Below are 21,149 nucleotides of genomic sequence, written 5' to 3' on the forward strand. Positions count from 1 at the left end.
CTCAGCTCCCGGCAAACAGCGCGGCGATGCGCGCGGTGCTGCCGCCGACCAGCGTCAGCAACGGCGCCGGCCAGATGCCGACGACGACGATGCCGGCGGCAAGCAGCCCGGCGGCGACGGTCTCGCTGCCGCTCATGTCGTCCGGACCGGTGCTGCGGACGGCCGGGCGCAGCAGGTGACCGACGACGCGCAGGCCGTAGGCGGCGCCGACCAGCATCGCCAGGCCGAGCCCGATCACCCACAGCCCCCAATGACGGAAGGCGCCGACCAGCACGTGCAGCTCGGCAACGAAACCGGCGCTGCCGGGCAGGCCGATCGCGGCGAACAGTCCGAAGGCGACGAAGAAGGCGAAGCGCGGCGCGCGGCCACGCAGGCCGTCGTAGTCGGCCAGGTCACGACTGTGCGTGCGCCGGTAGAGCAGCCCGACGACGAGGAAAAGCAGCGCCGCCGACAGGCCGTGCGCGACCATCTGCAGCACGGCGCCGTTGAAGCCGGCGGGATCGAGCGCGGCGATCCCGAGCAGGACGATGCCCATGTGCGAGATCGACGAATACGCGACCATCGCCTTCAGGTCCTGCTGCCGCCAGGCGAGCAGCGCGCCGTAGAGCAGGCTGGCCAGGGCCAGGGCCGCCAGCCCGTCCTGGACCGCAACGAAGGCCGCCGGCAAGGTCTCGGCCGCCCGGATCAGCCCGTAGGCACCCATCTTCAGCAAGACGCCGGAAAGCAGGATGGACACCGGGCTGGGCGCCTCGACATGGGCCAGCGGCAACCAGCCGTGCAGCGGCACCACCGGCATCTTGACGGCGAAGCCGATGAACAGGCCGGCGAAGATCAGCAACTGCATGGCCGGCGGCAGGCCGCGCCCCCCCTCGGCCATGTCGTGCATGGCGAAGCTGTGGCCGGGCGCCGCGTCATAAAGGAAGAGCAGCGCGACCAGCATGAACACCGAACCGCCCAGCGTGTACAGGAAGAAGTTCAGCGCCGCACGCTGGCGATTCTCGCCGCCGAGCCGGTCGATCATGAAAAACAGCGGGATCAGCGTCGCTTCCCAGAAGACGTAGAAGAGCGACCAGTCGCGTGCGGTAAACACGCCGAACATCGCCGACTGCAGGAGCAGCAGCAGCACGTAGTAGAGACGCGGACTGTCGATGTGGCGCGAGACGAGCACCGCGACCAGCGTCAATAGCGCGGTCAACCCGACCATGGACAGGGAAATGCCGTCGATACCGAGCGCGAAGTAGGAGCCGAGGCGGGCGTTCCAGGCGCGGCTTTCGAACAGTTGCACCGGCGCGCCGGCCGGATCGAAGACAACGAGCAAGGCGCCGGTGACGAGCAGCGCCGCGAGCGCCCAGGCCAATGCCAGGCGCCACAGCAATTGCCGGTGCTGGCCCGGAATCACGGCCAGCAACGCGGCGCCGAACACCGGCAGGAACACCAGCAGCTTCAGCACCCTTCCTCCGCCCTTATCGTTGTCATTTTGATGGACGGATTATGCCAGCCCGCGGGCACGGAATGGCAAAACCATCAAATTGACAAAGGTAAGGGGTGATTCCTTGCCCAAATGAACAATCATTCAGTTACAATTTGGCAGATTTTGCAATTTGAAGACGACTATGGCAGACAACGAATTCCTCAGCACCCGGCAAGCCGCCCAGCGCCTTGGCGTTTCCCTGGGCACCGTGCAGAACATGGTCGAGAGTGGTGTTCTCGATGCCTGGAAGACGGCCGGCGGCCACCGGCGCATTCCCGCCAGCTCGGTCGAAGCCCTGCTGGCCAAGCGCCGCAAGCAGATCGCCCGCCCCGGCGAAGCCTCGGGCCAGCTCGACATCCTCGTCGCCGAGGATGATCCGACCTTGCAGAAGCTCTACCAGATGACGTTCGACAGCTGGAAGCTGCCGATCACGCTGCGCATCGTCGGCGACGGTTTCGAAGGCCTGCTTCAGGTCGGTCAGCAGATGCCCGACATCCTGATCGCCGACCTGATGATGCCCGGCATGGACGGTTTCGAGATGATCCGCCGGCTGCGCACGATGCCCGACCTGAGCAGCATGGACATCATCGTCGTCAGTGCCATCGACGCCGACGAGATCCGCGAGCGCGGCATGCCGGCCGACGTCACCGTATTCGCCAAGCCGATCCCCTTCCACGAGCTCAAGGGCTTCGTTCTCGGCCGCCTGGCGGCGCGCCAGCGCAGCTGAACGACAGCGAACGACCCGCTTGAGGAGTTAACGAAGACCGGCCAGGCTACGCACGAATCCCTTTCCGACGACAACAACCAGACAGGAGACAAAAGATGGGATGGTTCGGAAACAACGCCTCGCTCGACCGGATCGACCGCGACATCGCGGCGATCGCCGACGGTCGTGCGGATCTCGCCCAGCCCGTGGCCAGCACGGGCAATGACGCCACGGGTCGGATCGCGGGCAACCTCAACCGCTTCTTCGCGCGCATCCGCGGCCTGATCACCCACGCCCGCGCAAGCAGCGTCAGCATCGCCTCCGACGCCGCGCGGATGAACCACCTGGTGCAGCTGACCGGCGATGCCGTCCGCCGCCAGGAAGCACTGGCCGCCGACATCTTCGAATCGAGCAACCGGGTCACCATCGCCGTCGGCGAGGTGGCGATGAACGCCGACGCGATCCAGGCCTCGACGCAGAACAACCTCGACCTGGCGCAGCGCTCGCTGTCGCAGATGGAAACGGTGGCGAGCACGATGCGCTCGACCAACCAGCACATCGAGCATTTCTCGACGACGGTCGGCGAACTGCACACCAGCTCGATGAAGATCAACGAGATCGTCTCGCTGATCAACGACATTTCCGACCAGACCAACCTGCTCGCCCTCAACGCGGCGATCGAAGCCGCCCGCGCCGGCGAAGCCGGGCGCGGGTTCGCGGTGGTTGCCGACGAAGTCCGCAAGCTGGCCGAAAAGGTCAAGACGGCGACCCAGGTGATCGGCCAGAACACCCAGTCGATGATCAACCTGGTCGCCGACACCTCGGAAAAGACCCAGACCATCGTCAGCGAGGTTACCCGCGCCAACGAATACGTCGAAACCTCGGCCAGCGACCTCGGCACGATGGTCGGCGATTTCAAGCGCACGACCGAACAGCTGGCGACCATCGCCAGCGCGATCTACAACCTGCGCGAGAGCAACGAGGCGATTCACCACGAGGTCGAGGAAATCCGCAATCACTCGGTGGATATCTCGGGACGGATGAAACAGTGCCAGGAGTCGGCCAGGACGCTGCGCGAATCGACCGAGGACCTGCAATGCACGCTGGCCGATTTCCGCACCGGCAACAGCATGTTCGACACCCTGCATGACCGCTGCGCCGACTTCCGCGACCAGGTCGCCGGCATCCTGCAGCGTCTCGCCGAACGTGGCGTCAATGTCTTTGACCAGGCCTACAAGGACATCCCCGGCTCCAACCCGAAACGTTTCACCACCACCTACGACGGCCAGTGCGACAGCGAGCTGACCGCGCTCTACGACCGCCTGCTGGTAGACGTACCCGGCCTGGTCTATTCACTGGCGGTGGACAGCAACGGCTACGCGCCGGCGCACAACGGCATTTTCTCCAACCCGCCCAGCGGGGACCCCGCGGCCGATCTGACCAAGTGCCGGCACAAGCGCATCTTCAGCGATCCGGTCGGTCTCAAGCTGGCCAAGAACCAGAAGTCGTCGCTGTTCCAGACCTACGTCCGCGATACCGGCGAAATCCTCAACGACCTGTCGATGCCGATCGTCATCAACGGCCGCCACTGGGGCGCCGTACGCATCGGCTTCAAGAGCGAGCTGGTCGCCTGAGTCAGTAGACGATCTCGACGTTTTCCGGCTGCAGCCAGCCGGAAAGCGCGTCGATCAGGGCATCGTCGAGACGCACCCGCAAGGCCTGGCCAAGCTGCAGTTCGCACTCGGCGCTGGCGTTGCGGTAGCGGATGCGCACCGCCGCCGGCCCCGGGGCAAACGGCTGCAGCAGGGCGCGCAGACGATGCGCATCTGAACTGCCGTTCATCTTCAGCATCAGGTGCTTGGCAAAGCGCGCCCGCGCCTCGCCGATGGTCAGCAGCTTGTCGGCCACGACACGGTTGCCGCCGGAAAAATCGTCGTAGCTGACCTTGCCCTCGATGACCAGAACCTCGTCGGTGACGATCTTGGCCCGCTCGGCCTCGAACAATTCGTTGAACACCGAGACCTCGACCATCGCCGTGCCGTCATCGACCTGGACGAAAAGCATCTTGCCGCGCCGGGTCATCTGCGTGCGCACGCCGACGACGATACCGGCGAGCACGGTCATTTCCTTGGCCGGCTCGAGGCGATTCAACGGTCGACGGACAAAACGGGCCAATTCCCGCTTGCAGGTGTTGTAGGGGTGGCCGGAGAAGAAGAAACCGAGCGCGGTCTTTTCCTCCATCAGTTGCGTCTTCTCGTCCCAGGGTTTGACCGTCAGGTACTGCGGCGCATGCGCCTCGGCGACATCGCCGATGTCGAACAGGCTGGTCTGCATCGCGTTGCGTTCGACCTGCTCGGCGTACTCCATGGCGATGCCGACCGAGGCGATCAGCTTGTGGCGGTCGGCATCGATGCTGTCGAAGGCACCGGCCTTGATCAGCGCCTCGATGGTGCGACGGTTGACCATGCGCTTGTCGCAGCGCTGGCAGAAATCGAACAGGTCCTTGAACGGGCCACCGGCCTCGCGCGCGCGCAGGATGTCGTTGACCGCCTGCTCGCCGGTCCCCTTGACCGCCCCCAGTCCGTAGCGGATGGTTTCGCGGTCGACCGGTTCGAAGCGATAGGCCGAGGCATTGACGTCTGGACCGAGGACCTTGACCTTGTTGGCGACGGTGTCCTCGTAGAAAATCTTGACCGTGTCGGTGTTGTCCATGTCGGAGGACATGGTCGCCGCCATGAAGGCCGCGCAGTGGTATTTCTTCAGCCAGGCGGTGTGATAGGTGACGACGGCGTAGGCGGCGGTGTGCGACTTGTTGAAGCCGTACTCCGCGAACTTGGTCATCAGGTCGAACAGCTGCTCGGCCAGCGCCGGATCGTAGCCCTTTTCCCTGGCCCCGGCGGCGATCGTCTCGCGGTGCTTGGCCATTTCCTCGGGCTTCTTCTTGCCCATCGCCCGGCGCAGCATGTCGGCACCACCGAGGGTGTAGCCGCCGATGATCTGCGAGATCTGCATGACCTGTTCCTGATACACGATGACGCCGTAGGTCGGCGCCAGGCAGGCGGTCAGGTCGGGGTGGAAATAATCGATGGCCTGCTGGCCCTTTTTCCGCAGGATGAAGTCGTCCACCATCCCGGAGCCGAGCGGGCCGGGACGATAGAGCGCGAGCACGGCGATGATGTCTTCGAAACGGTCGGGGGCGAGCTTCTTCAGGAGCTTCTTCATGCCCTCGGATTCGACCTGGAAGATCGCCGTGGTGTTGGCGTCCTTGAGGATCTGGTAGGCCCCGGGGTCCTCGAAGCCGAGCGACATCAGGTCGAGCTTCTCGCCGGTCATGCGCTCGATGTACTTGAGCGCCAGTTCGATAATCGTCAGGTTGCGCAGGCCGAGGAAGTCGAACTTCACCAGACCGGCCTTCTCGACGTCGTCCTTGTCGAACTGCGAGACGGGCGAGGCGTCGGCGCCGGTGGCCTGGTAGATCGGGCAGAAGTCGGTGATCTTGCCCGGCGCGATGAGCACGCCGCCGGCGTGCATGCCGACGTTGCGGGTGAGATCCTCGAGGCGGCTGGCCAGGTCGAACAGCTCGCGGATGGTTTCGCCGTCGCCGTCGCCTTCCATCATCTCGCGCAGCTGCGGTTCCTGCTCGAGCGCCTCGGCCAGCGACACCGGCTTGTTCTGGACGATCGGAATCAGCTTCGAGATGCGGTCGCACATCGAATAAGGCAGACCGAACACGCGGCCGACGTCGCGGATCACCGCCTTCGACGACATCGTACCGAAGGTGGCGATCTGGCTGACCGCCTCGGCGCCGTAGTGCTCGCGCACGTATTCGATGACGCGCCAGCGGTTGTCCTGGCAGAAGTCGACGTCGAAGTCGGGCATCGAGACCCGTTCCGGATTCAGGAAGCGCTCGAACAGCAGCGCGTAGGCGAGCGGATCGAGGTCGGTGATGCGCAGCGAGTAGGCGACCAGCGAACCGGCGCCCGAACCCCGGCCGGGGCCAACCGGGACCCCGTTGTGCTTGGCCCAGTTGATGAAGTCGGCAACGATCAGGAAGTAGCCCGGGAAGCCCATCTGGATGATGGTGTTGCACTCGAACTTCAGGCGCTCGTCGTACTCCGGCCGCCGCTGCGCCCTGACCTCGGGATCGGGATAGAGTTCGACCAGCCGCTTTTCCAGTCCCTGCTCGGCTTCGTGCACCAGGAACTGGTCGATGGTCATCCCCTCCGGGATCGGGAAATTGGGCAGGAAGTTCTTGCCCAGCGTCATCTCGATATTGCAGCGGCGGGCGATTTCCAGCGTATTTTCGAGGGCTTCCGGCAGGTCGGCGAAAAGCTCGACCATCTCCGCCTGGCTCTTGAAATACTGTTCCTCGGTATAGATCTTCGGCCGCCGGTGGTCGCCGAGCACGTAGCCCTCGGCGATGCAGACCCGCGCCTCGTGGGCACGGAAATCGTCGCGGCCCATGAACTGGATCGGATGCGTGGCGACCAGCGGCAGGCCGGTTTCGCCGGCCAGATCGGCGGTCTGCTGGACGATCGCTTCCTGCTGTGCCTGGCCGTAGCGTTGCACCTCGAGGTAGAAAGCGCCGGGGAAGATCCGCTCCCAGGCCTGCGCACGCTCGCCGGCCAGTTCGAAATTGCCGTTCAGCAGGGCCTCGCCGACATCGCCGAGGTGCGCGCCGGAGAGCGCGATCAGGCCGTCGCAGCCGATCTCGGACAACCATTCGCGGCGGATCTCGGCACGGTCGCGGCGACCGTCGACGGTGTAGGCGCGGGTCAGCAACTCGCACAACTGCTGGTAACCCTTGCGATCGCGCACCAGCAGCAGCAGGCGATAGGGGTCCTCGGGCGATTCCGGGTTGGTGATCCAGACGTCGGCGCCGGCAACCGGCTTGACGCCCTTGCCGCGGGCGCCGGTATAGAACTTGACCAGGCCGAACAGGTTGCCGAGGTCGGTCAGCGCCAGGGCCGGCATGCCGTCGGCGGCCGCCCGCTTGACGGCATCGCCGATGCGGACGATGCCGTCGGTGACCGAATATTCCGAGTGAAGACGAAGATGGACGTAGCGCGGCGAGTTCATCTCTGGGATTTTAACCCGGGCGGGCTCATCGCGGCGGCCAGGCCTTCAGCACCAGCATCCCGAGCACCAGCCCCCAGAAGGCGCTGCCGATGCCGAACAGCGAAATGCCTGATGCCGTACACAGGAAGGTCACCAGCGCCGCCTCGCGTTCGCGCTCTTCGGCCAGCGCCGCGCCGAGGCTGTTGCCGATCGTGCCGAGCAGGGCCAGGCCGGCGATCGCCGCAACCAGCGCTGCCGGCAAGGCGGTGAACAGGCCGGCCACGGTCGCCCCGAAGAGGCCGGTCAGCAGGTAGAACAGGCCAGCCCAGATGGCGGCACGGTAGCGTTGCGCCGGATCGGGATCGGCGGCCGGACTCATGCAGATGGCGGCGGTGATCGCCGCCAGGTTGAAGGCAAAGCCGCCGAACGGAGCCAGCACCAGGCCAGCGAGGCCGGTCCAGGTGATCAGCGGCGAGGCCGGTGTCGCATAACCGTTGGCACGGAGCACGGCCAAGCCGGGCAGGTTCTGGCTGGCCATGGTGACGACGAACAGCGGCAGGCCGACGCCGATCAGCGTGGTCAGGGAAAACGTCGGCGTCGTCCACACCGGCATGGCCAGCGTCAGGGCCAGACCACCCGTCTCGATCATGCCACTGCCGGCAGCGCAGAGCAGGCCGGCGAGAAAGGCCAGCGGCACCGCATAGCGCGGCAGCCAGCGCTTGCCGCCGAGGTAAACGACGAACATCAGGCCGACCAGCAGCAACTGCCCGGCCAGCGAAGTGAACAGGGCCAGCCCGAAACGCGTCAGGACACCGGCAAGCAGTGCCGCCGCCAGCGTCTTCGGGACATGGCGCATGATCGCGTCGAACAGCCCGAAAACGCCGCAGGCAACGATCAGCGCCGAGGCAAACAGGAATGCGCCGATCGCTTCGGCCATCGGCACACCGACCAGGCCGCTGGCAAGCAACGCGGCGCCCGGCGTCGACCAGGCGGTGAGGACCGGAGCGCGAAAACGCAGCGACAGGCCGACCGAGGTGGCGAACATGCCGATACCTAGGGCCCACAGCCAGGAGCCGATATCGGCAGCCGAACCGCCGGCGGCGCTGGCCGCCTGAAAGACGATCGCGGCGGAACTGGTGTAGCCGACGAGGACGGCGATGAAGCCGGCGCTCAGGTGCGAGGGCGAAAACAGGCGGCGCATCGAGAAAAGCTCCCTGAAAACAGCCCGGCATCATAGCAGCCCGGCGCCGGCTGGAGCAGCCAGCCCGAATCGGCTACATTGACCGCACACCAACAACGAGGAGACCTCATGAACAGCCCGAACGAACCCTGCCTGCTGCGCAGCGACCGCGCCGACGGACTCTGCCAGCTGACGCTGAACCGCCCCGGTCAGTTCAACTCGCTGTCGCGCGAGATGCTGAGCGCGCTGCAGCAGGAACTCGACGCCATTGCCGCCGACCCGGCCGTCCGCGTCGTCGTCATCGGTGGCGCCGGCAAGGCTTTCTGCGCCGGCCACGACCTCAAGGAGATGCGTGCCAACCACCGCAAGGAGTTCATGCAGGCGCTGTTCCGCCAGTGCGGCGACCTGATGCTCACGATCACCCGCATGCCGCAGCCGGTGATCGCCCGCGTGCACGGCATCGCCACCGCCGCCGGCTGCCAGCTGGTCTCGATGTGCGACCTGGCGGTCGCCGCCGATGTGGCCAAGTTCGCCGTCTCCGGCATCAACGTCGGCCTCTTCTGCTCGACGCCGGCAGTCGGGCTGGCGCGCAACCTGGGCCGCAAAAATGCCCTGGAAATGCTGTTGACCGGTGAATTCATCGACGCCATGGAAGCCCGCGCCAAGGGCCTGGTCAACCGGGTCGTCCCGGCCGACGCGCTCGACGCGGAAGTCGAGCGCCTGGCCCAGGCGATCCTCGCCAAGAGCGCGGTCGCCGTGCGCATGGGCAAGGGCATGTTCTACCGGCAGCTGGAGATGGGGCTGGGCGAGGCCTACGACTACGCTGCCGAAGTGATGGCCTGCAACATGATGAGCGAAGATGCCGGCGAAGGCATCGACGCTTTCATGGAGAAGCGTCCGCCGAACTACCGCGGCTGCTGATCAGGCCGCCGGCGGCAACCAGTCCCGGGCGATCACGTCCGGGGCCGGGCGACCGATGTAGTAACCCTGGGCGCGATGGATTTCCATCCGCTCGAGTTCGTGCAGCACTTCCGGCGACTCGACGTACTCGGCGACGACGGCGATGCCCATCTCGCGCGCCAGCGAGCGGATGCTGGTGACGAAGGTACGGTCCTTGTCGCTGTTGAGCATGTTGGCGATGAAATCGCCCTCGATCTTCAGGTAGTCGATCGGGAAACGCCGCAGGTAGTGGAAGGACGAGAACCCGGAGCCGAAGTCGTCGATCGCCAGCTTGAAACCGTCGGCCTTCAGGTCGAGCAGGAAACGCTCGAGCAGTGCCAGGTTCTTGACCGTGTCGCGCTCGGTGATCTCGAACACGATGCGCTCGGGCGCCACGTCGCTGGCCGCGATGATGCGGCGCAGGTCGCGGGCGAACTCGCTGAACACCAGGGCGCGCGGCGACAGGTTGACGAAGATCTCGCCGTCATGCCCTTGCTTCGACAGCGAGGCCAGCGCCCGCTCGAGGACGAGCATGTCGAGGCGATGGATGACGCCGATCTTCTCGGCGATCTCGACGAACTCGTCGGCACGGATCATCTGCCCCTCGAGGCTGATCCGCGACAACACCTCGTAAGCGACGACCTGGCGCGTGCCGACGTCGAGGATCGGCTGGAACCAGGGCACGACGCGCTGGTTCTCGATCGCCTCGATGACCATCAGGCTCTTCTGCGAGATGTCGCGGAAAATCTCGACGACGTCGTCCTGCGACGGCACCGCGACCTGGTCCTTGCCGGCCGCCTTGGCGCGATACATCATGTTGTCGGCGAACATCAGCAGGTCCTTGGTGCTGTCGGCGTGGTCCGGATAGACGGCCAGGCCGATCGATACCGTCCCGTGCAGGCGCACGCCTTCCGGGGTGACGATCTCGAGTTGCTCGACGGCATTGCGGATGCGCTGGGCGACGACGACGACGGTTTCCTGGGTCGCCTCCGGCAACAGCGCGACGAACTCGTCGCCACCGTAACGGGCAAGGATGTCGCCGTCACGCAGGGCGCCCTGGACCTGGCGTGCGAAGCGCTGCAGGTAGGTATCGCCGACCGCGTGGCCATGGTTGTCGTTGACCAGCTTGAAGTTATCGAGGTCGATCAGCAGCAGGCCGAAGCTGTACCCGTGGCGCTGGGCGCGGCCGACCTCGTAGGACGACAGCTCCCAGAAGACACGCTGGTTGAACAGGTCGGTCAGCGGGTCGCGGGTGGCGTAGTACTCGAGGTCGCGGGTGTACTTGTAGATCGCCTTGACCGAACCGACGACGTTGAGCAGCGTCGACAGCACGCTTTCGACCACCAGGTAGCGGGTCTCGTCGTCGAGCACGCCGGCATGGACGCCGATGCCGACGATACCGCCGATCTTCGGCTTGTCGACGAAGAAGGACTTGACCCGAACGGCGACCTCGTCCTCGCTCAACTCGACCAGCGGCCCGTCGCTGTTGGCGATGTGATGATGGATGGCAAAGGCGCCGCTGTCGGCGAAACTCGAGGTACGCAGCAATTCCTCGCGGATGTAGTGCTCCATCCGCCGCTTGGTCTCGGCGGTGACCGGACCGAACCAGAAGACCTCGAGGTCGAACATCTCGTCGTCGATCTTGAAGATCGAGAACAGCGTATGCGCCGGCAGGATGCCGTTGATGTCGATGAGCAGTCGGCAGACGTACTCGCGCCAGTCGCGGACGACGTCGGCGGTGATCACGAATTTCTCGAGCAGGCCGATCTCGAAGGTCAGGATTTCCTTGTCCACGGCGATCCCGCGCAACTTGCCGAGCAGGGCACGCAGGGCAGCGTCGATGCGGTTCAGCTCGACGAAACCGAAATCGCGCTCGGCGACGGCCAGTGCCTTCAGGTCGGCGACCGCGCCAACCTTTTCAAACTCTTCCTGGAGACTCTCGACTGCGCCTTCGATGCGGCGTCCCACCCACCAGACGGCTGCGCCGGCAAACAGGCCAGCCAGCGGCAGCATCGCGGCGAAGGCGAGGAGCAGTTCGCGGCGCGCATCGGCGAGCAGGCCGGCGTATTGCTGACGCACCTCGATGGCGCCAAGGGCAACACCGGGCGTGGCGTTGGCGTGGCACTTCAGGCAGCGCTCGTCGGCGATCAGCGGGTAGATGTGGCGGGCTTCCTCGCTGCTGTCGATGCGCAGCGAGCGGCCGCTGGCCATCGCCTCGCGCAGCGCATCGTCGAGATCGGGCTGGGCGATCACGCCGTAGACATCGACCACCAGCGGACCGCGATAGACCTGCACCTGCATGCTGCTGCCATCGCCGGAACTGGCCATGCCACGCAGGAAGTCGTCGGCCTGACTGCGGCTCCAGCCCTGGCTCATCAGCTGGTACATCGCGGCAAAGGTGATCCGGGTCGCCGCATCCGAGGCGCGTGCGGCATTGGTCCGCACGATGTTGTCGAAAACCCGGTCGAGCGACCAGTAGGCACCGCCGAAAAACAGGGCGGCAACAACCGCCGATGTCGCCAGAATGAATCGGTTAATGCGCATAACGTTCTCCCTGGGGCGCAAGATTATCACCAAACGCCCCCGCCGGACGCCCGGAAAGGCAAGCCAGCTGCGCCGGGAGCGTCATCCGGGCGATGCCGCCGGGTACAATCCGGGACATGTCGACCTTGTCCTTGTCCTGCCCGCCGAAACTTGCCCGCCACCTGGCCGCCCTTGCCTTCCTGGCAGCATTCGGCGCCGCCGTCTGGCGCCTGCCGCAGGTACCGGAGGTGCGCTTTGCGCCGGCGACGAACGCCCCCACCCCCGCTGGCGCGGCCTGGATGCAGGTTGACATGCTGCCCGGCGTCGGCAAGTTCGCGGCCAGCCCCAGCCTGACCCTGCTCGCCGATGGCCGGGTCGCGGCCAGCTGGCTGTCGGCGACCGAGGGTTCGCTGGCGCAGGAAGCAATCTGGTTCTCGACGCTCGAAGCCGGCAGCTGGCAGCCCCCCTACACGCTGACCACCCGCGACGAAACCGCCGGCAGCGTGTTCGCCCACATCCGCCAGATCGGCGCGCCGCTGCTGTGGCGCAACGGCGAATGGCTGCACCTCTGGTACACCGCCACGGCGATTGGCGGCCATGCCGGCCAGACCATCCTGCACACCCGCTCGGCCGACGACGGCGCCAGCTGGACGCGGCCGGCCCGCGTCGCCGCCGCGCCGTTCGGCAATGCCGGGATGCTGCTCGGCGGCCCGCCGGTGGCGCTGGCCGACGGCGGCATCGGCCTGGCGATCGGCCGCGACCTCTTCTCGCAGCACGGCGAATGGCTGCACCTCGACGCCGACGGCCGCATCCTGGCCAAGGCGCGCATTCCGCACGCGGGCGCGGCAACGGCACCGGCTGCCGTCGCCATCGACGCCGGCCGGGCATTGGCCTGGCTCGGCGACAGCACCGCCGGTACCGACAACGGCGGCGAAAACTGGCAAACACTGATGCAGTCGTCGCCGGCCAACCCGGAAACGCCGCGGGCCGTGCTGCGCCTGCCTGACGGCCGGCTGCTGCTGGCCGGCAACGCCGGCAGCGGACGCGGCTCGCTGGCCCTGTGGCTGGCCGACCGTGAAGGCCGCGACTGGCGGCTGGTCCGTATCGTCGACCAGGCCGCCGACGCCGCTGCCGATTTCTCGGAACCGGCACTGCTGCTCGCTGCCGACGGCGGCATCCATCTCGCCTACGCGTGGCGTCGCCAGGGCATCCGCCATCTCCGCTTCAACGCCGCCTGGCTGGAGGCCAGCCAGCCATGAACGCCGTCGCCGCTTACGGTCTACTCGCCCACGGGCTGATTTTCGGTGCCCTCGCCAGCCTGCTGCCGCTCGGCATCCTGCGCCCGCACGCCGCCCTGGCGGCCACGACGGTGGCACTGCTGGCCGGCATCGCGCCGGTCATGCACGCAATCTTCGGGACACCCTCGGCGACGCTGCTGCTGCTCGCCCTGCTGCACCTGCCGGCGAGGCCGCAAACGCCGCTGAATTATCCGGCGGCGCTCGGCCTGCTCGCCTTCGCCAGCCTCTTCTATCCCGCGGCGCTCGGCTGGGGCAGCTTCGACCCCTACGCGCTCGGCTACCAGCCGTGGGCGCTGCTGGCGGCATTGCTGCCGGTCGCGGTCGCCCTCTGGCTGCGCGGCGCGACGCTGTGGCTGGCGATCCTGGCCGTAGACCTGGCGGCCTACGCCAGCGGGCTCTTCGCCAATCTCTGGGATGCGTTGTTCGACCCGCTGCTGGTTTTCGTCGCGGCCTGCGTGGTGGCCCAGCAGCACGCGGTACGCTTCATCGCCGCAAGGCGTCGCTGATCAGGCGGCGGATGCTCGAAGCCTCGAAGGGCTTGTCGCAGATCGCCGAAACGCCGGCCCTTTCGACCGCCGCCAGGCGCCCCATGTTCTGCTCGCTGGTCACCATCAGTACCGGCACCTCGGCCTGCCAGCTTTGCGTACGGATGTACTCGGTCAACTCGCGGCCATCCATTTCGGGCATGTTGTAGTCGGTGATGACGAGGTCGAACATGCTTTCCTGCAGCACCGCGACCGCCGCCTGGCCGTCCGCGCACTCGACGATGCGTTCGATGCCGAGCTCCTCGAGCAAGCGGCGCAGGTGGCGCCGCGAAGCCAGGCTGTCGTCGACGACCAGCACGCGCAGCCCCTCGATCTCGGCCAGATCGAGATCGTTCGGCGGATTCAGGTAATCGACGGCAGCATAGAGGGCGCGCGCCAGTTGCTGTTCGCTGAACGGCTTGGCGACGATCGAGCAGGCCCCCGACTGGCGCACCGGCTCAAGCACCTGCGGCCGCGTCTCGCTCGAAACCAGGATGAAGGGCACGCTCTCCAGCTCGGGCTGGGCGCGCATTGCCGCGACCAGGTCGGTGCCGGCCATGTCGGGCAGGTACAGACTGCTGATCACGACCATGCCGTCGGCGCCGCCCTGCAGCGCCGCCAGGGCTTCCGCCGCAGTGTGCACGACGGTGCTGCGGCGCACGCCCTGATTGGCAAGCATGCGGGCGACAAGGTTGGCCTGCATCTGCGAGGGTTCGACCAGCAGAACGGCGAGATCGGCCAGCGAGGAGGTCAGGGCCATGCGAGGTCACTCCGGTAGCGGGAATGACCTCACTATATCAGCCCTGGCGGAAACGGGCTGCGACCGCGGCAACGCGCTCGCCGAAGCGGCGGGCGGTATCGAGGTCACCCTGCGGGATTTCGTCGGCGGATGCATCGGACGGGCACTGCACCATCAGGCCGACGGAACCGCCAAGGCTGTTGACGTCGAGCCGGGTCGCCGCCTTGGTGTTGCTCGGCAGCAGGCCGAGGCTGACCCACAGGCCGCCGTGCTGCGAAGCCAGCGTCTGCAGGTAGCCGATCGTCGCGCCCTTGTCGCCGATCGGGCTGGCGCTGCAGGTGAAGGCGGCGAACAGCTTGTCCTGCCAGAGGCGGCCGAACCAGGCCTTGGACGAGGCGTCGGCGAACTTCTTGAACTGCCAGCTCGGGCCGCCCATGTAGGTCGGCGTGCCGAAAACGATCGCCGGCGCGGCGGCCAGCAGTTCCCAGCCGGCTTCCGACAGGTTGCCGTCGGCGTCGATGGCGAGCAGTTCGGCGCCGGCAGCGGCAGCGACGGTTTCGGCGACCCGGCGGGTATGGCCATAGCCGGAATGGTAAACAACGACGATCTTGCTCATGTCTTTCCTTTCGCAATGTAGATGAATCGTTTTGAACGGGAATCTTGATTGATCATCATGTTAGGCCTAGAGTCCGGCGCTGGATAGCGAACAATTTCGCTCTTTTCATTCAAAATCGTTCACATGAAGATCTCGCTCGAACAACTGCAGGTTCTCGACGCCATCGAACGCCACGGCAGCTTCACCGCCGCCGCCGCCGCGCTGCACCGGGTGCCGTCGGCCCTGTCGCACGCGGTGGCCAAGCTCGAGGCCGATCTCGGGACGCCGCTGTTCACCCGCGAAGGCCGCCGGGCGCTGCTCAACGAGGCCGGACGCACCCTGCTCGAGGACGGCCGCCACCTGCTGCGCGCCGCCCGCGAGCTCGAACGGCGGATCCAGCGCATCGCCACCGGCTGGGAAGCCGAGCTGCGCATCGGCCTCGACGCGATCATTCCGGCCGAACGGCTGCTGCCGCTGATCCGCAGTTTCTACGAAGCCGGGCACCAGACGCAGATCCGGCTCAGCAACGAAGTCCTCGGCGGCACCTGGGACGCGCTCGCCGCCGACCGCGCCGATCTGGTCATCGGCGCCCCCGGCGATCCGCCGGCGCGCGGCGGCATCAGCAGCCGCCTGCTCTGCCCGATCCGCATGCGCCTGGTCGCCGCCGCCGGCCATCCGCTGGCCACCTGGCCGGGCCCGGTGCCGGCTGGCGAACTGGTGCGCCACCGCGCCATCGTCATCGCCGACACCTCGCAGGAACTGAGCGCCCGGACGATCGGCCTGATCGACGGCCAGGACGCCTTGCGTGTGCCCGACATGCGCAGCAAGGCAGCCGCGCAGCTGGCCGGCCTCGGCATCGGCCGCCTGCCCGGCTGGCTGGCCGATGCCGAGATTGCCGCCGGCCGTCTGGTCGAACTGCAGACGCTGGAACCGGAGCCGACGGTGCGCAGCCACATCGCCTGGCGCAACCGGCAGATCGGCAAGGCGCTGCAGTGGTTCCTCGACGAACTGGCCAAAAAGCACGTCGTCGAGGCGTTGACCGTCGGCTTGCGCGACCCGGCCGCCGGTTAGCCCGCCGCCTGTTGCAGCCGGCGCCGCTCGGGCAGGCGCAGCAGCGGCAGCACCTCGCAGTAGCGCAGGTCGGATTCGCTGGCGAAACTGACGCCGGCGACCCCGGCACCGACCTCGCGGGCCACCGCCTGCAGGCGATCTCGCCAGTGACCGACGACCGCCGGCCAGTCGGCGAAGCGCTCGGCCGGGAACAGCTTCTGCCGCTCGTCACCCAAGCCCTGGACGCCGGGCAGCAGATCGCCGCTGTCGGCGACGCCGGTGAACGCCGGCTTGTCGATCAGCACCTTGGCGAAGCTCACCGCCGCCACCTCGCCGGCGACCAGTGCCGCGTAGATCGGCAACTGCGGCTCGGTGATCCGCTCGCCGGCCCAGTTGCGGATGTCGATCGCGGCGCCGGTCTTGTAGTCGATGACGACGAGCCGGCCGTCGGCCAGCCGGTCGATGCGATCGACGACCATGTTCACCCGGATGCCCTCGACCTCGACGCTCGCCTGCTGCTCGCAGGCGGCCACCGTGAACGGCTGGCGCCGCTCGCCCTCGTGGCGCAGCCAGCGCTCGAGCAGGCGCTGCAGGCGAGCGCCCTCGAGTTCGCGGAAACGCGGCGGCAAGGCCATGCGCTGCTCGAAACCGGCCAGCGCCGCCGCCACCGCCTCGGCCACCGCCGCCGTCAGGCCGCCGCCGAGCAAGGCGGCCAGGCCGTCGCTGTCGCCGGTACGCCGCCAGAAATGCTCGAGCGCCGCGTGCACCAGCGTGCCACGCGCCGCCGGGTCGAGCCCTTCGACCGGCGACTCGAGCGCCACCGCCCCCAGCCGGAACTGGTAGAAGGCCCAGGCCGGGCAGATCGCCTGCGCGCGCAGCAGCCAGCTGCCGCCGGCGACCGCTTCGCCGGCCGCCACCGGCGGCGCCTGTGCGTCGACGACGGCGACCAGGCCGGCAGTGGCGGCCAGCCGGCCGGCCAGCGTTGCCAAGCGGACGTCGCAATCAGCCGGCGGCGCATCGCCGGCCAGCAGGGGGCTCGGCCGCAACACCCGGTTGCCGTCGGCGCGCGCCCACGAGAGCACCACCTCGGGCGCCGAAGCAAGCAGGCGGGCATGCACGCGGCGGGCGAAGTCGAGTTCGACCTCGGCGCTGGCATGGGCACTGTCGGCAGCGCGCTGGGCCTCGGCAGCGAGCAGCGGATTCGGCCGCGGCGGCGGCGGCCAGCGGTCGTCGTTGAGGCCCATCACCCAGAGGCCGTCGAAGGCCAGGCCCGCGCTCTCGAGCACGCCGAGGACCTGGATCGCCGGCTGGCCGCGGGTTTCCGGCTGGAACACGCGATTCCGGCAGAGCTCGCGCAAACGAGCGAGGGCGGCGCCCTGGCCGATCTTGCCGAGCAGCTCGTCGAGCCGGCCGAAGCCGTCGAGGACTTCGCCGAAGGCCCGGTGCGCCTGGAATTCGTCGCTCGACAGCGGTCGCTGGCCGGGCCAGCCGAAGGCCGTCAGCGCCGCCCGCAAGTGCCGCCCCCAGTCGCCCGGCGTCTGGCTGCGCGGCGCGCTGGCCAGGCGCTCGCTGCCGGCCGCCAGCGCCGCCAGCGTCGCCGGGCAGGGATCGCCGAGACGTGCCGCCAGCCGCGGTAGCGCCGCCGGCGTCGTCAGGTAGGGCAGTTCGCGGCGCATCGCTGCGTCGAGCAGCGCGCGGCCATCGGCCTCGTCGGTATCGGCACCCCAGAAGCCGGCGAGCAGCAGTGCCGACAAGCGCCCCTGTTCGATCCGGCCGCGACTGCCGGCCAGCGCCAGCAGGTCGAGGGCGCGGCGAACCAGCGGCTGCTCGGCGAGCGGCCGGCCGAGCGAGATGTTGAACGGCCGCGGCAGCTCCGCCGCATCCGGGCGGATGGCCGGCGGCAGCAGGACGTCGTCGAGCAGCGCCGCCAGCCGGTCGCGGACACCGGCCAGATCGGGCGCGACGATCGCCAGACGCAGGCCGGGATCGGCGGCCAGCCGGCGCTGCGCCCAGGCAACGGCGGCACGGCATTCGGCGGTGGCATCGGGGCAGGCGAAAATGGCAGGAATTTGACGGTCGACCGTCGAATTCCTCCATTTTTCAACCACCGTGCCGCGGCCTTCGAGGGCCGCCAGCAGGCGCCGTTCGAGCGGCGTCGGCCGGTCGAAGCCGGCGACCCGGACCAGGCCCGGAAGCACGAAATGGCCGGCCTCGATCAGCTCGATCAGGCGCCGCTGCAGGCCGCCGGCGTCGATCCGCCCGAGCCCGCGGCAGCGTTGCAGGAAGCGCTCCTGCCAGGCGGCGAACAGGCGCGTCTCGTCGGCGCCGCCGCCGGCGCTGAGCGGCCATTGCCGGCACAGCGCGTGAGCATCCATCGCCGAGGCGGCCAGCCCGGGCAGGTCGAACAGGGCAGCGGCATCGCCGGCGCCGCTGGCCAGGTGCTCGGCGATCACCTGCTCCCAGAGCAGGCGCTCGGCGTCGCTGTCGAGCGCCGTCGGCAGCGCCTCGATGCCGCAGAGCAGGGCCTCGTCGGCCAGCGTCGCCAGCCACTGGCCAATCGTCAGCGCCCGCCGCGTCGGCCAGCGCCCCGCCCCGGCCGGCACCTCGCCGCGCAGCGTCTGGGCCAGGCGGCTGGTGGCACAGAGCAGGAGTGAGTCTTCGCTCATGGCGTGCCGATGAAGAGGAAGATGTTGCCGACGCCGGAACTGGAACGGCCGACGCCGAGGTAGGCCGGGCCGAGCGGGGTCTCGCCGCCGACATAGATGGCGGTCGAGTCGAGCCAGCGGTCGCGCCCGGATTCGCTGTAACGCCCCTGCACGCGCGCCGCCTCGAGCGCCAGGCCGATGCGCAGGTCGCCGCGCAGGCCGAGCGGCAGGCGACCGACGATCTGCTCGGTCCGCAGCCCGACGTAGCGCAGCTGGTCGCCGAGCAACTGGTTCGGGGCGAAGGCGGTCATGTTCAGGAAACCGCCGAGGCGGCCGGCGTCGAACACCGGCAGTTCGCCGCGCGGCGAACCGGTATAGCCGACGCGGGCGTTGAAGACGGTGTCGGCGACCGCGAAGGCGCCGCGCAGATCGACGTCGAGGCGGGCATAGTCGAGCTTGGGCGAATTGAAGTAGGCAATTTTCGCCGACCAGCCACGGGTCGGGAAGTACATCCGGTCGAAGCGGTCGAAATCGAGGCTGGCCTGCCAGCCGCCGAAAGCCGCATCGACTTCGGGCAGCAAGGGATCGCCGATGTCGCGCTGGTAGCGTTGCTTGCGCTGCAACCAGCCGAGGCGGACGACGCCGAAAACGTGGGCGTTGTGCCCCAGCCAGACGCCGGCACGGCCTTCCGAGGCTTTGTACTGGGCGATCCGGCGGTCGTTCTCGTAGATGTTGATGCGTTCCTGGTCGACCCCGGCAGTGGCCTCGAAGAAGAAGCGCTGGCGGGCATCGAGCGGCTGGTAGTAATTGACGCCGAGGCGGTTGTGGCTGCCCAGTTCGCCGTGATAGAGCAGTTCGCCGCCGAGCGCGTTGAGCCAGGTCCGGTGGTAGGCGGCACGCAGGCCGAACGACGAACCTTCGCTGTCATCGGCCTGCAGGCTGATGCCGAAGCGCAGGTAGTCGGGCCCCCAGGGTTTCTCGACCGGCATCACGCGCAGGATGTTGCGCCCCTTGTCGCCGAGCAGCGTGTAGTCGACGCTCTGATAATGGCCGTCGCCGTAGATGCGCAGCAGGTCGCGGTCGATCTTTCGCGCACTGACCACGTCGCCGGGTTCGACCTCCATCAGGCGCGCCAGGGCCTGCGGATTGACCCGGCGCAAACCGGCCACCTGGACCTCGTCGATGCGGATCGACGCCGGCGCCGCCCGTTCGAGATCGTCGCGCCAGGCGGCATAGGCCTCGGCACCGACGCCGAGCGCCGCCAGCCGGGCAAGCACCGCCTCGGCGGCACGCCGGCCGGCATCGGCAGCCTCGTCGTGGCGCTGGAAATCGGTCGCACCGATGTCGCCGAGCGCCGGCTGCAGGAAGATGTCGCGCTCGCCGAGCAGGGTCAGTGAGCGGGCGACGTTCTGCTGGGTCAGGATGCCGATCATTTGCGCCGAGACGGTGATCAGCGAACCGACCTCCTCCGGCGCCAGCAGCGGCGAACCGACATCGACGGCGATGATCACGTCGGCCTGGCAGCGCTCGCGGATCTCGGCCACCGGCAGGTTGTCGACCAGGCCGCCGTCGACCAGCTTGCGGCCGCCCATCTCGACCGGGGCAAGCAGCCCGGGCACCGACATGCTGGCGCGCATCGCCGCGCTCAGCGGGCCGTCGCGAAAAACCACGCGCTCGCCGTTGCCGATGTCGGTGGCGATGATCGACAGCGGCAGCGGCAGGCGCTCGATGCGCCGCTCGAACTCGCTGCCGCCGACCAGGCGGTTGAGGAACAGCTTGATCTTCTGGCCGGCGACGACACCGCCCTGGTAGCGCACTCCGTCGGCAACGACGCCGCTCTCCGAGCCGGGCAGGTAGCGCTGCGCGATCTGCCGGCTGCGGTAGCTCATCTCGGCGTATTCCGGGTTGTCGATGAACAGGTCGCCCCAATCGACTTCGCCCAGGTTGCGCCGCATCTCCGCCGGCGAGACGCCGGCCGCCCAAGCGCCGGCGACCAGCGCCCCCATGCTGGTGCCGGCGACGCAGGCGATCGGCACGCGCTGCGCCTGCAGCACCTCGAGCACGCCGATGTGGGCGGCACCGCGCGCACCGCCGCCGCCGAGGACCAGGCCGACACGCGGGGCGGCCGCCGCCGGCAGGGCCAGAAAGCAGGCAGCGGCAAGAATGAGGAGACGGTTCTTCATTGGTGATTCCGGATGCAAAAAAGCCCTGCCGAGGCAGGGCTCTTCGTGGCCGAAGCGACGGGACCGCTTACTTGGTGCCGATGACTTCGATGTCGACGCGGCGATCCGGCTGCAGGCAGTCGATCAGGGCCTTGGTCTTGGCATTGCCCTTGCAGGTGTCGCCGGTGACCGGCTGGGTCTTGCCCTTGCCTTCGGTGTAGACGCGGTTGGCTTCGATGCCCTTGGCGACCAGGTATTC

The 21,149-nt window shown here is 67.9% G+C and carries 14 protein-coding genes and 1 pseudogene; 6 read left to right on the forward strand and 9 right to left on the reverse strand.

The features are described 5' to 3' along the window. Position 1: 1 nt before the first annotated feature. Positions 2-1,450, reverse strand: coding sequence for a complex I subunit 4 family protein (locus DFR40_RS01810; protein ID WP_121456780.1), 1,449 nt, complete (start codon positions 1,448-1,450; stop codon positions 2-4). A gap of 163 nt (positions 1,451-1,613) precedes the next feature. Between DFR40_RS01810 and DFR40_RS01815 the strand changes: the two genes are divergently transcribed. Further along, complete coding sequence (locus DFR40_RS01815) at positions 1,614-2,198, forward strand: response regulator (protein ID WP_121456781.1); 585 nt, start codon at positions 1,614-1,616, stop codon at positions 2,196-2,198. Between the two features lie 95 nt (positions 2,199-2,293). Then, on the forward strand, positions 2,294-3,811 hold the full coding sequence (locus tag DFR40_RS01820) for a methyl-accepting chemotaxis protein (protein WP_121456782.1): 1,518 nt from the start codon (positions 2,294-2,296) through the stop codon (positions 3,809-3,811). Between the two features lies 1 nt (position 3,812). Here DFR40_RS01820 and dnaE read toward each other — a convergent pair whose 3' ends face one another. Beyond that, positions 3,813-7,256, reverse strand: coding sequence for a DNA polymerase III subunit alpha (gene dnaE / locus DFR40_RS01825; RefSeq protein WP_173580990.1), 3,444 nt, complete (start codon positions 7,254-7,256; stop codon positions 3,813-3,815). A 25-nt stretch (positions 7,257-7,281) separates the two neighbouring features. Further along, on the reverse strand, positions 7,282-8,436 hold the full coding sequence (locus DFR40_RS01830) for a benzoate/H(+) symporter BenE family transporter (protein WP_121456784.1): 1,155 nt from the start codon (positions 8,434-8,436) through the stop codon (positions 7,282-7,284). A gap of 108 nt (positions 8,437-8,544) precedes the next feature. Between DFR40_RS01830 and DFR40_RS01835 the strand changes: the two genes are divergently transcribed. Beyond that, the gene (locus DFR40_RS01835) at positions 8,545-9,336 is read left to right on the forward strand and encodes an enoyl-CoA hydratase (protein ID WP_121456785.1); all 792 of its coding nucleotides are present in this window, start codon (positions 8,545-8,547) and stop codon (positions 9,334-9,336) included. Here the strand turns inward: DFR40_RS01835 and DFR40_RS01840 are convergent, their stop codons facing one another. Then, positions 9,337-11,898 carry a putative bifunctional diguanylate cyclase/phosphodiesterase gene (locus DFR40_RS01840; protein WP_121456786.1) on the reverse strand — a complete coding sequence of 854 codons (2,562 nt, stop codon included), beginning with the start codon at positions 11,896-11,898 and terminating at the stop codon, positions 9,337-9,339. A gap of 116 nt (positions 11,899-12,014) precedes the next feature. Between DFR40_RS01840 and DFR40_RS01845 the strand changes: the two genes are divergently transcribed. Continuing rightward, on the forward strand, positions 12,015-13,136 hold the full coding sequence (locus tag DFR40_RS01845; protein WP_170160133.1) for an exo-alpha-sialidase: 1,122 nt from the start codon (positions 12,015-12,017) through the stop codon (positions 13,134-13,136). Further along, positions 13,133-13,681, forward strand: a complete 549-nt coding sequence (locus DFR40_RS01850) for a hypothetical protein (protein ID WP_121456788.1) — start codon at positions 13,133-13,135, stop codon at positions 13,679-13,681. Before DFR40_RS01845 ends, DFR40_RS01850 begins: the two co-directional genes overlap by 4 nt. On the opposite strand, the gene DFR40_RS01855 is transcribed toward DFR40_RS01850, so the two are convergent. Both DFR40_RS01855 and DFR40_RS01860 read right to left on the reverse strand, forming a co-directional pair. Next, entirely contained in the window at positions 13,659-14,459 is an 801-nt protein-coding gene (locus DFR40_RS01855) for a response regulator (protein ID WP_173580984.1), read from the reverse strand. The genes DFR40_RS01850 and DFR40_RS01855 overlap by 23 nt on opposite strands. 37 nt (positions 14,460-14,496) lie before the next feature. Continuing rightward, a complete protein-coding gene (locus DFR40_RS01860; RefSeq protein WP_121456789.1) occupies positions 14,497-15,054 on the reverse strand; it encodes a flavodoxin family protein in 558 nt (185 codons plus the stop codon). A gap of 123 nt (positions 15,055-15,177) precedes the next feature. Here DFR40_RS01860 and DFR40_RS01865 point away from each other — a divergent pair, with 123 nt between their 5' ends. Continuing rightward, entirely contained in the window at positions 15,178-16,104 is a 927-nt protein-coding gene (locus DFR40_RS01865; protein WP_121456790.1) for a LysR family transcriptional regulator, read from the forward strand. Here the strand turns inward: DFR40_RS01865 and DFR40_RS01870 are convergent. The 3 genes and pseudogenes from DFR40_RS01870 to DFR40_RS17305 form a co-directional block, all read right to left on the reverse strand. After that, positions 16,101-18,749: a PD-(D/E)XK nuclease family protein gene (locus DFR40_RS01870; protein WP_121456791.1), complete on the reverse strand. Its 2,649-nt coding sequence runs from the start codon at positions 18,747-18,749 to the stop codon at positions 16,101-16,103. The two genes, DFR40_RS01865 and DFR40_RS01870, sit on opposite strands and share 4 nt — an antisense overlap. Continuing rightward, positions 18,746-20,911 carry a patatin-like phospholipase family protein gene (locus DFR40_RS01875; RefSeq protein WP_121456792.1) on the reverse strand — a complete coding sequence of 722 codons (2,166 nt, stop codon included), beginning with the start codon at positions 20,909-20,911 and terminating at the stop codon, positions 18,746-18,748. Before DFR40_RS01875 ends, DFR40_RS01870 begins: the two co-directional genes overlap by 4 nt. Positions 20,912-20,978: 67 nt before the next feature. Continuing rightward, positions 20,979-21,149: pseudogene (locus DFR40_RS17305) on the reverse strand (OmpA family protein); the annotation flags it as partial.

It is taken from the genome of Azonexus fungiphilus, from assembly GCF_003634965.1.
Taxonomy (GTDB): Bacteria; Pseudomonadota; Gammaproteobacteria; order Burkholderiales; family Rhodocyclaceae; genus Azonexus; species Azonexus fungiphilus.

What these genes read in the sequence shown, in the direction of transcription:
- DFR40_RS01860 (WP_121456789.1), bottom strand. Translation starts at nt 15,054, where the DNA reads ATGAGCAAGATCGTCGTTGTTTACCATTCCGGCTATGGCCATACCCGC.
- DFR40_RS01840 (WP_121456786.1), bottom strand. Translation starts at nt 11,898, where the DNA reads ATGCGCATTAACCGATTCATTCTGGCGACATCGGCGGTTGTTGCCGCC.
- DFR40_RS01850 (WP_121456788.1), top strand. Translation starts at nt 13,133, where the DNA reads ATGAACGCCGTCGCCGCTTACGGTCTACTCGCCCACGGGCTGATTTTC.
- DFR40_RS01865 (WP_121456790.1), top strand. Translation starts at nt 15,178, where the DNA reads ATGAAGATCTCGCTCGAACAACTGCAGGTTCTCGACGCCATCGAACGC.
- DFR40_RS01820 (WP_121456782.1), top strand. Translation starts at nt 2,294, where the DNA reads ATGGGATGGTTCGGAAACAACGCCTCGCTCGACCGGATCGACCGCGAC.
- DFR40_RS01835 (WP_121456785.1), top strand. Translation starts at nt 8,545, where the DNA reads ATGAACAGCCCGAACGAACCCTGCCTGCTGCGCAGCGACCGCGCCGAC.
- DFR40_RS01870 (WP_121456791.1), bottom strand. Translation starts at nt 18,749, where the DNA reads ATGAGCGAAGACTCACTCCTGCTCTGTGCCACCAGCCGCCTGGCCCAG.
- DFR40_RS01830 (WP_121456784.1), bottom strand. Translation starts at nt 8,436, where the DNA reads ATGCGCCGCCTGTTTTCGCCCTCGCACCTGAGCGCCGGCTTCATCGCC.
- DFR40_RS01815 (WP_121456781.1), top strand. Translation starts at nt 1,614, where the DNA reads ATGGCAGACAACGAATTCCTCAGCACCCGGCAAGCCGCCCAGCGCCTT.
- DFR40_RS01875 (WP_121456792.1), bottom strand. Translation starts at nt 20,911, where the DNA reads ATGAAGAACCGTCTCCTCATTCTTGCCGCTGCCTGCTTTCTGGCCCTG.
- dnaE (WP_173580990.1), bottom strand. Translation starts at nt 7,256, where the DNA reads ATGAACTCGCCGCGCTACGTCCATCTTCGTCTTCACTCGGAATATTCG.
- DFR40_RS01845 (WP_170160133.1), top strand. Translation starts at nt 12,015, where the DNA reads ATGTCGACCTTGTCCTTGTCCTGCCCGCCGAAACTTGCCCGCCACCTG.
- DFR40_RS01855 (WP_173580984.1), bottom strand. Translation starts at nt 14,459, where the DNA reads ATGGCCCTGACCTCCTCGCTGGCCGATCTCGCCGTTCTGCTGGTCGAA.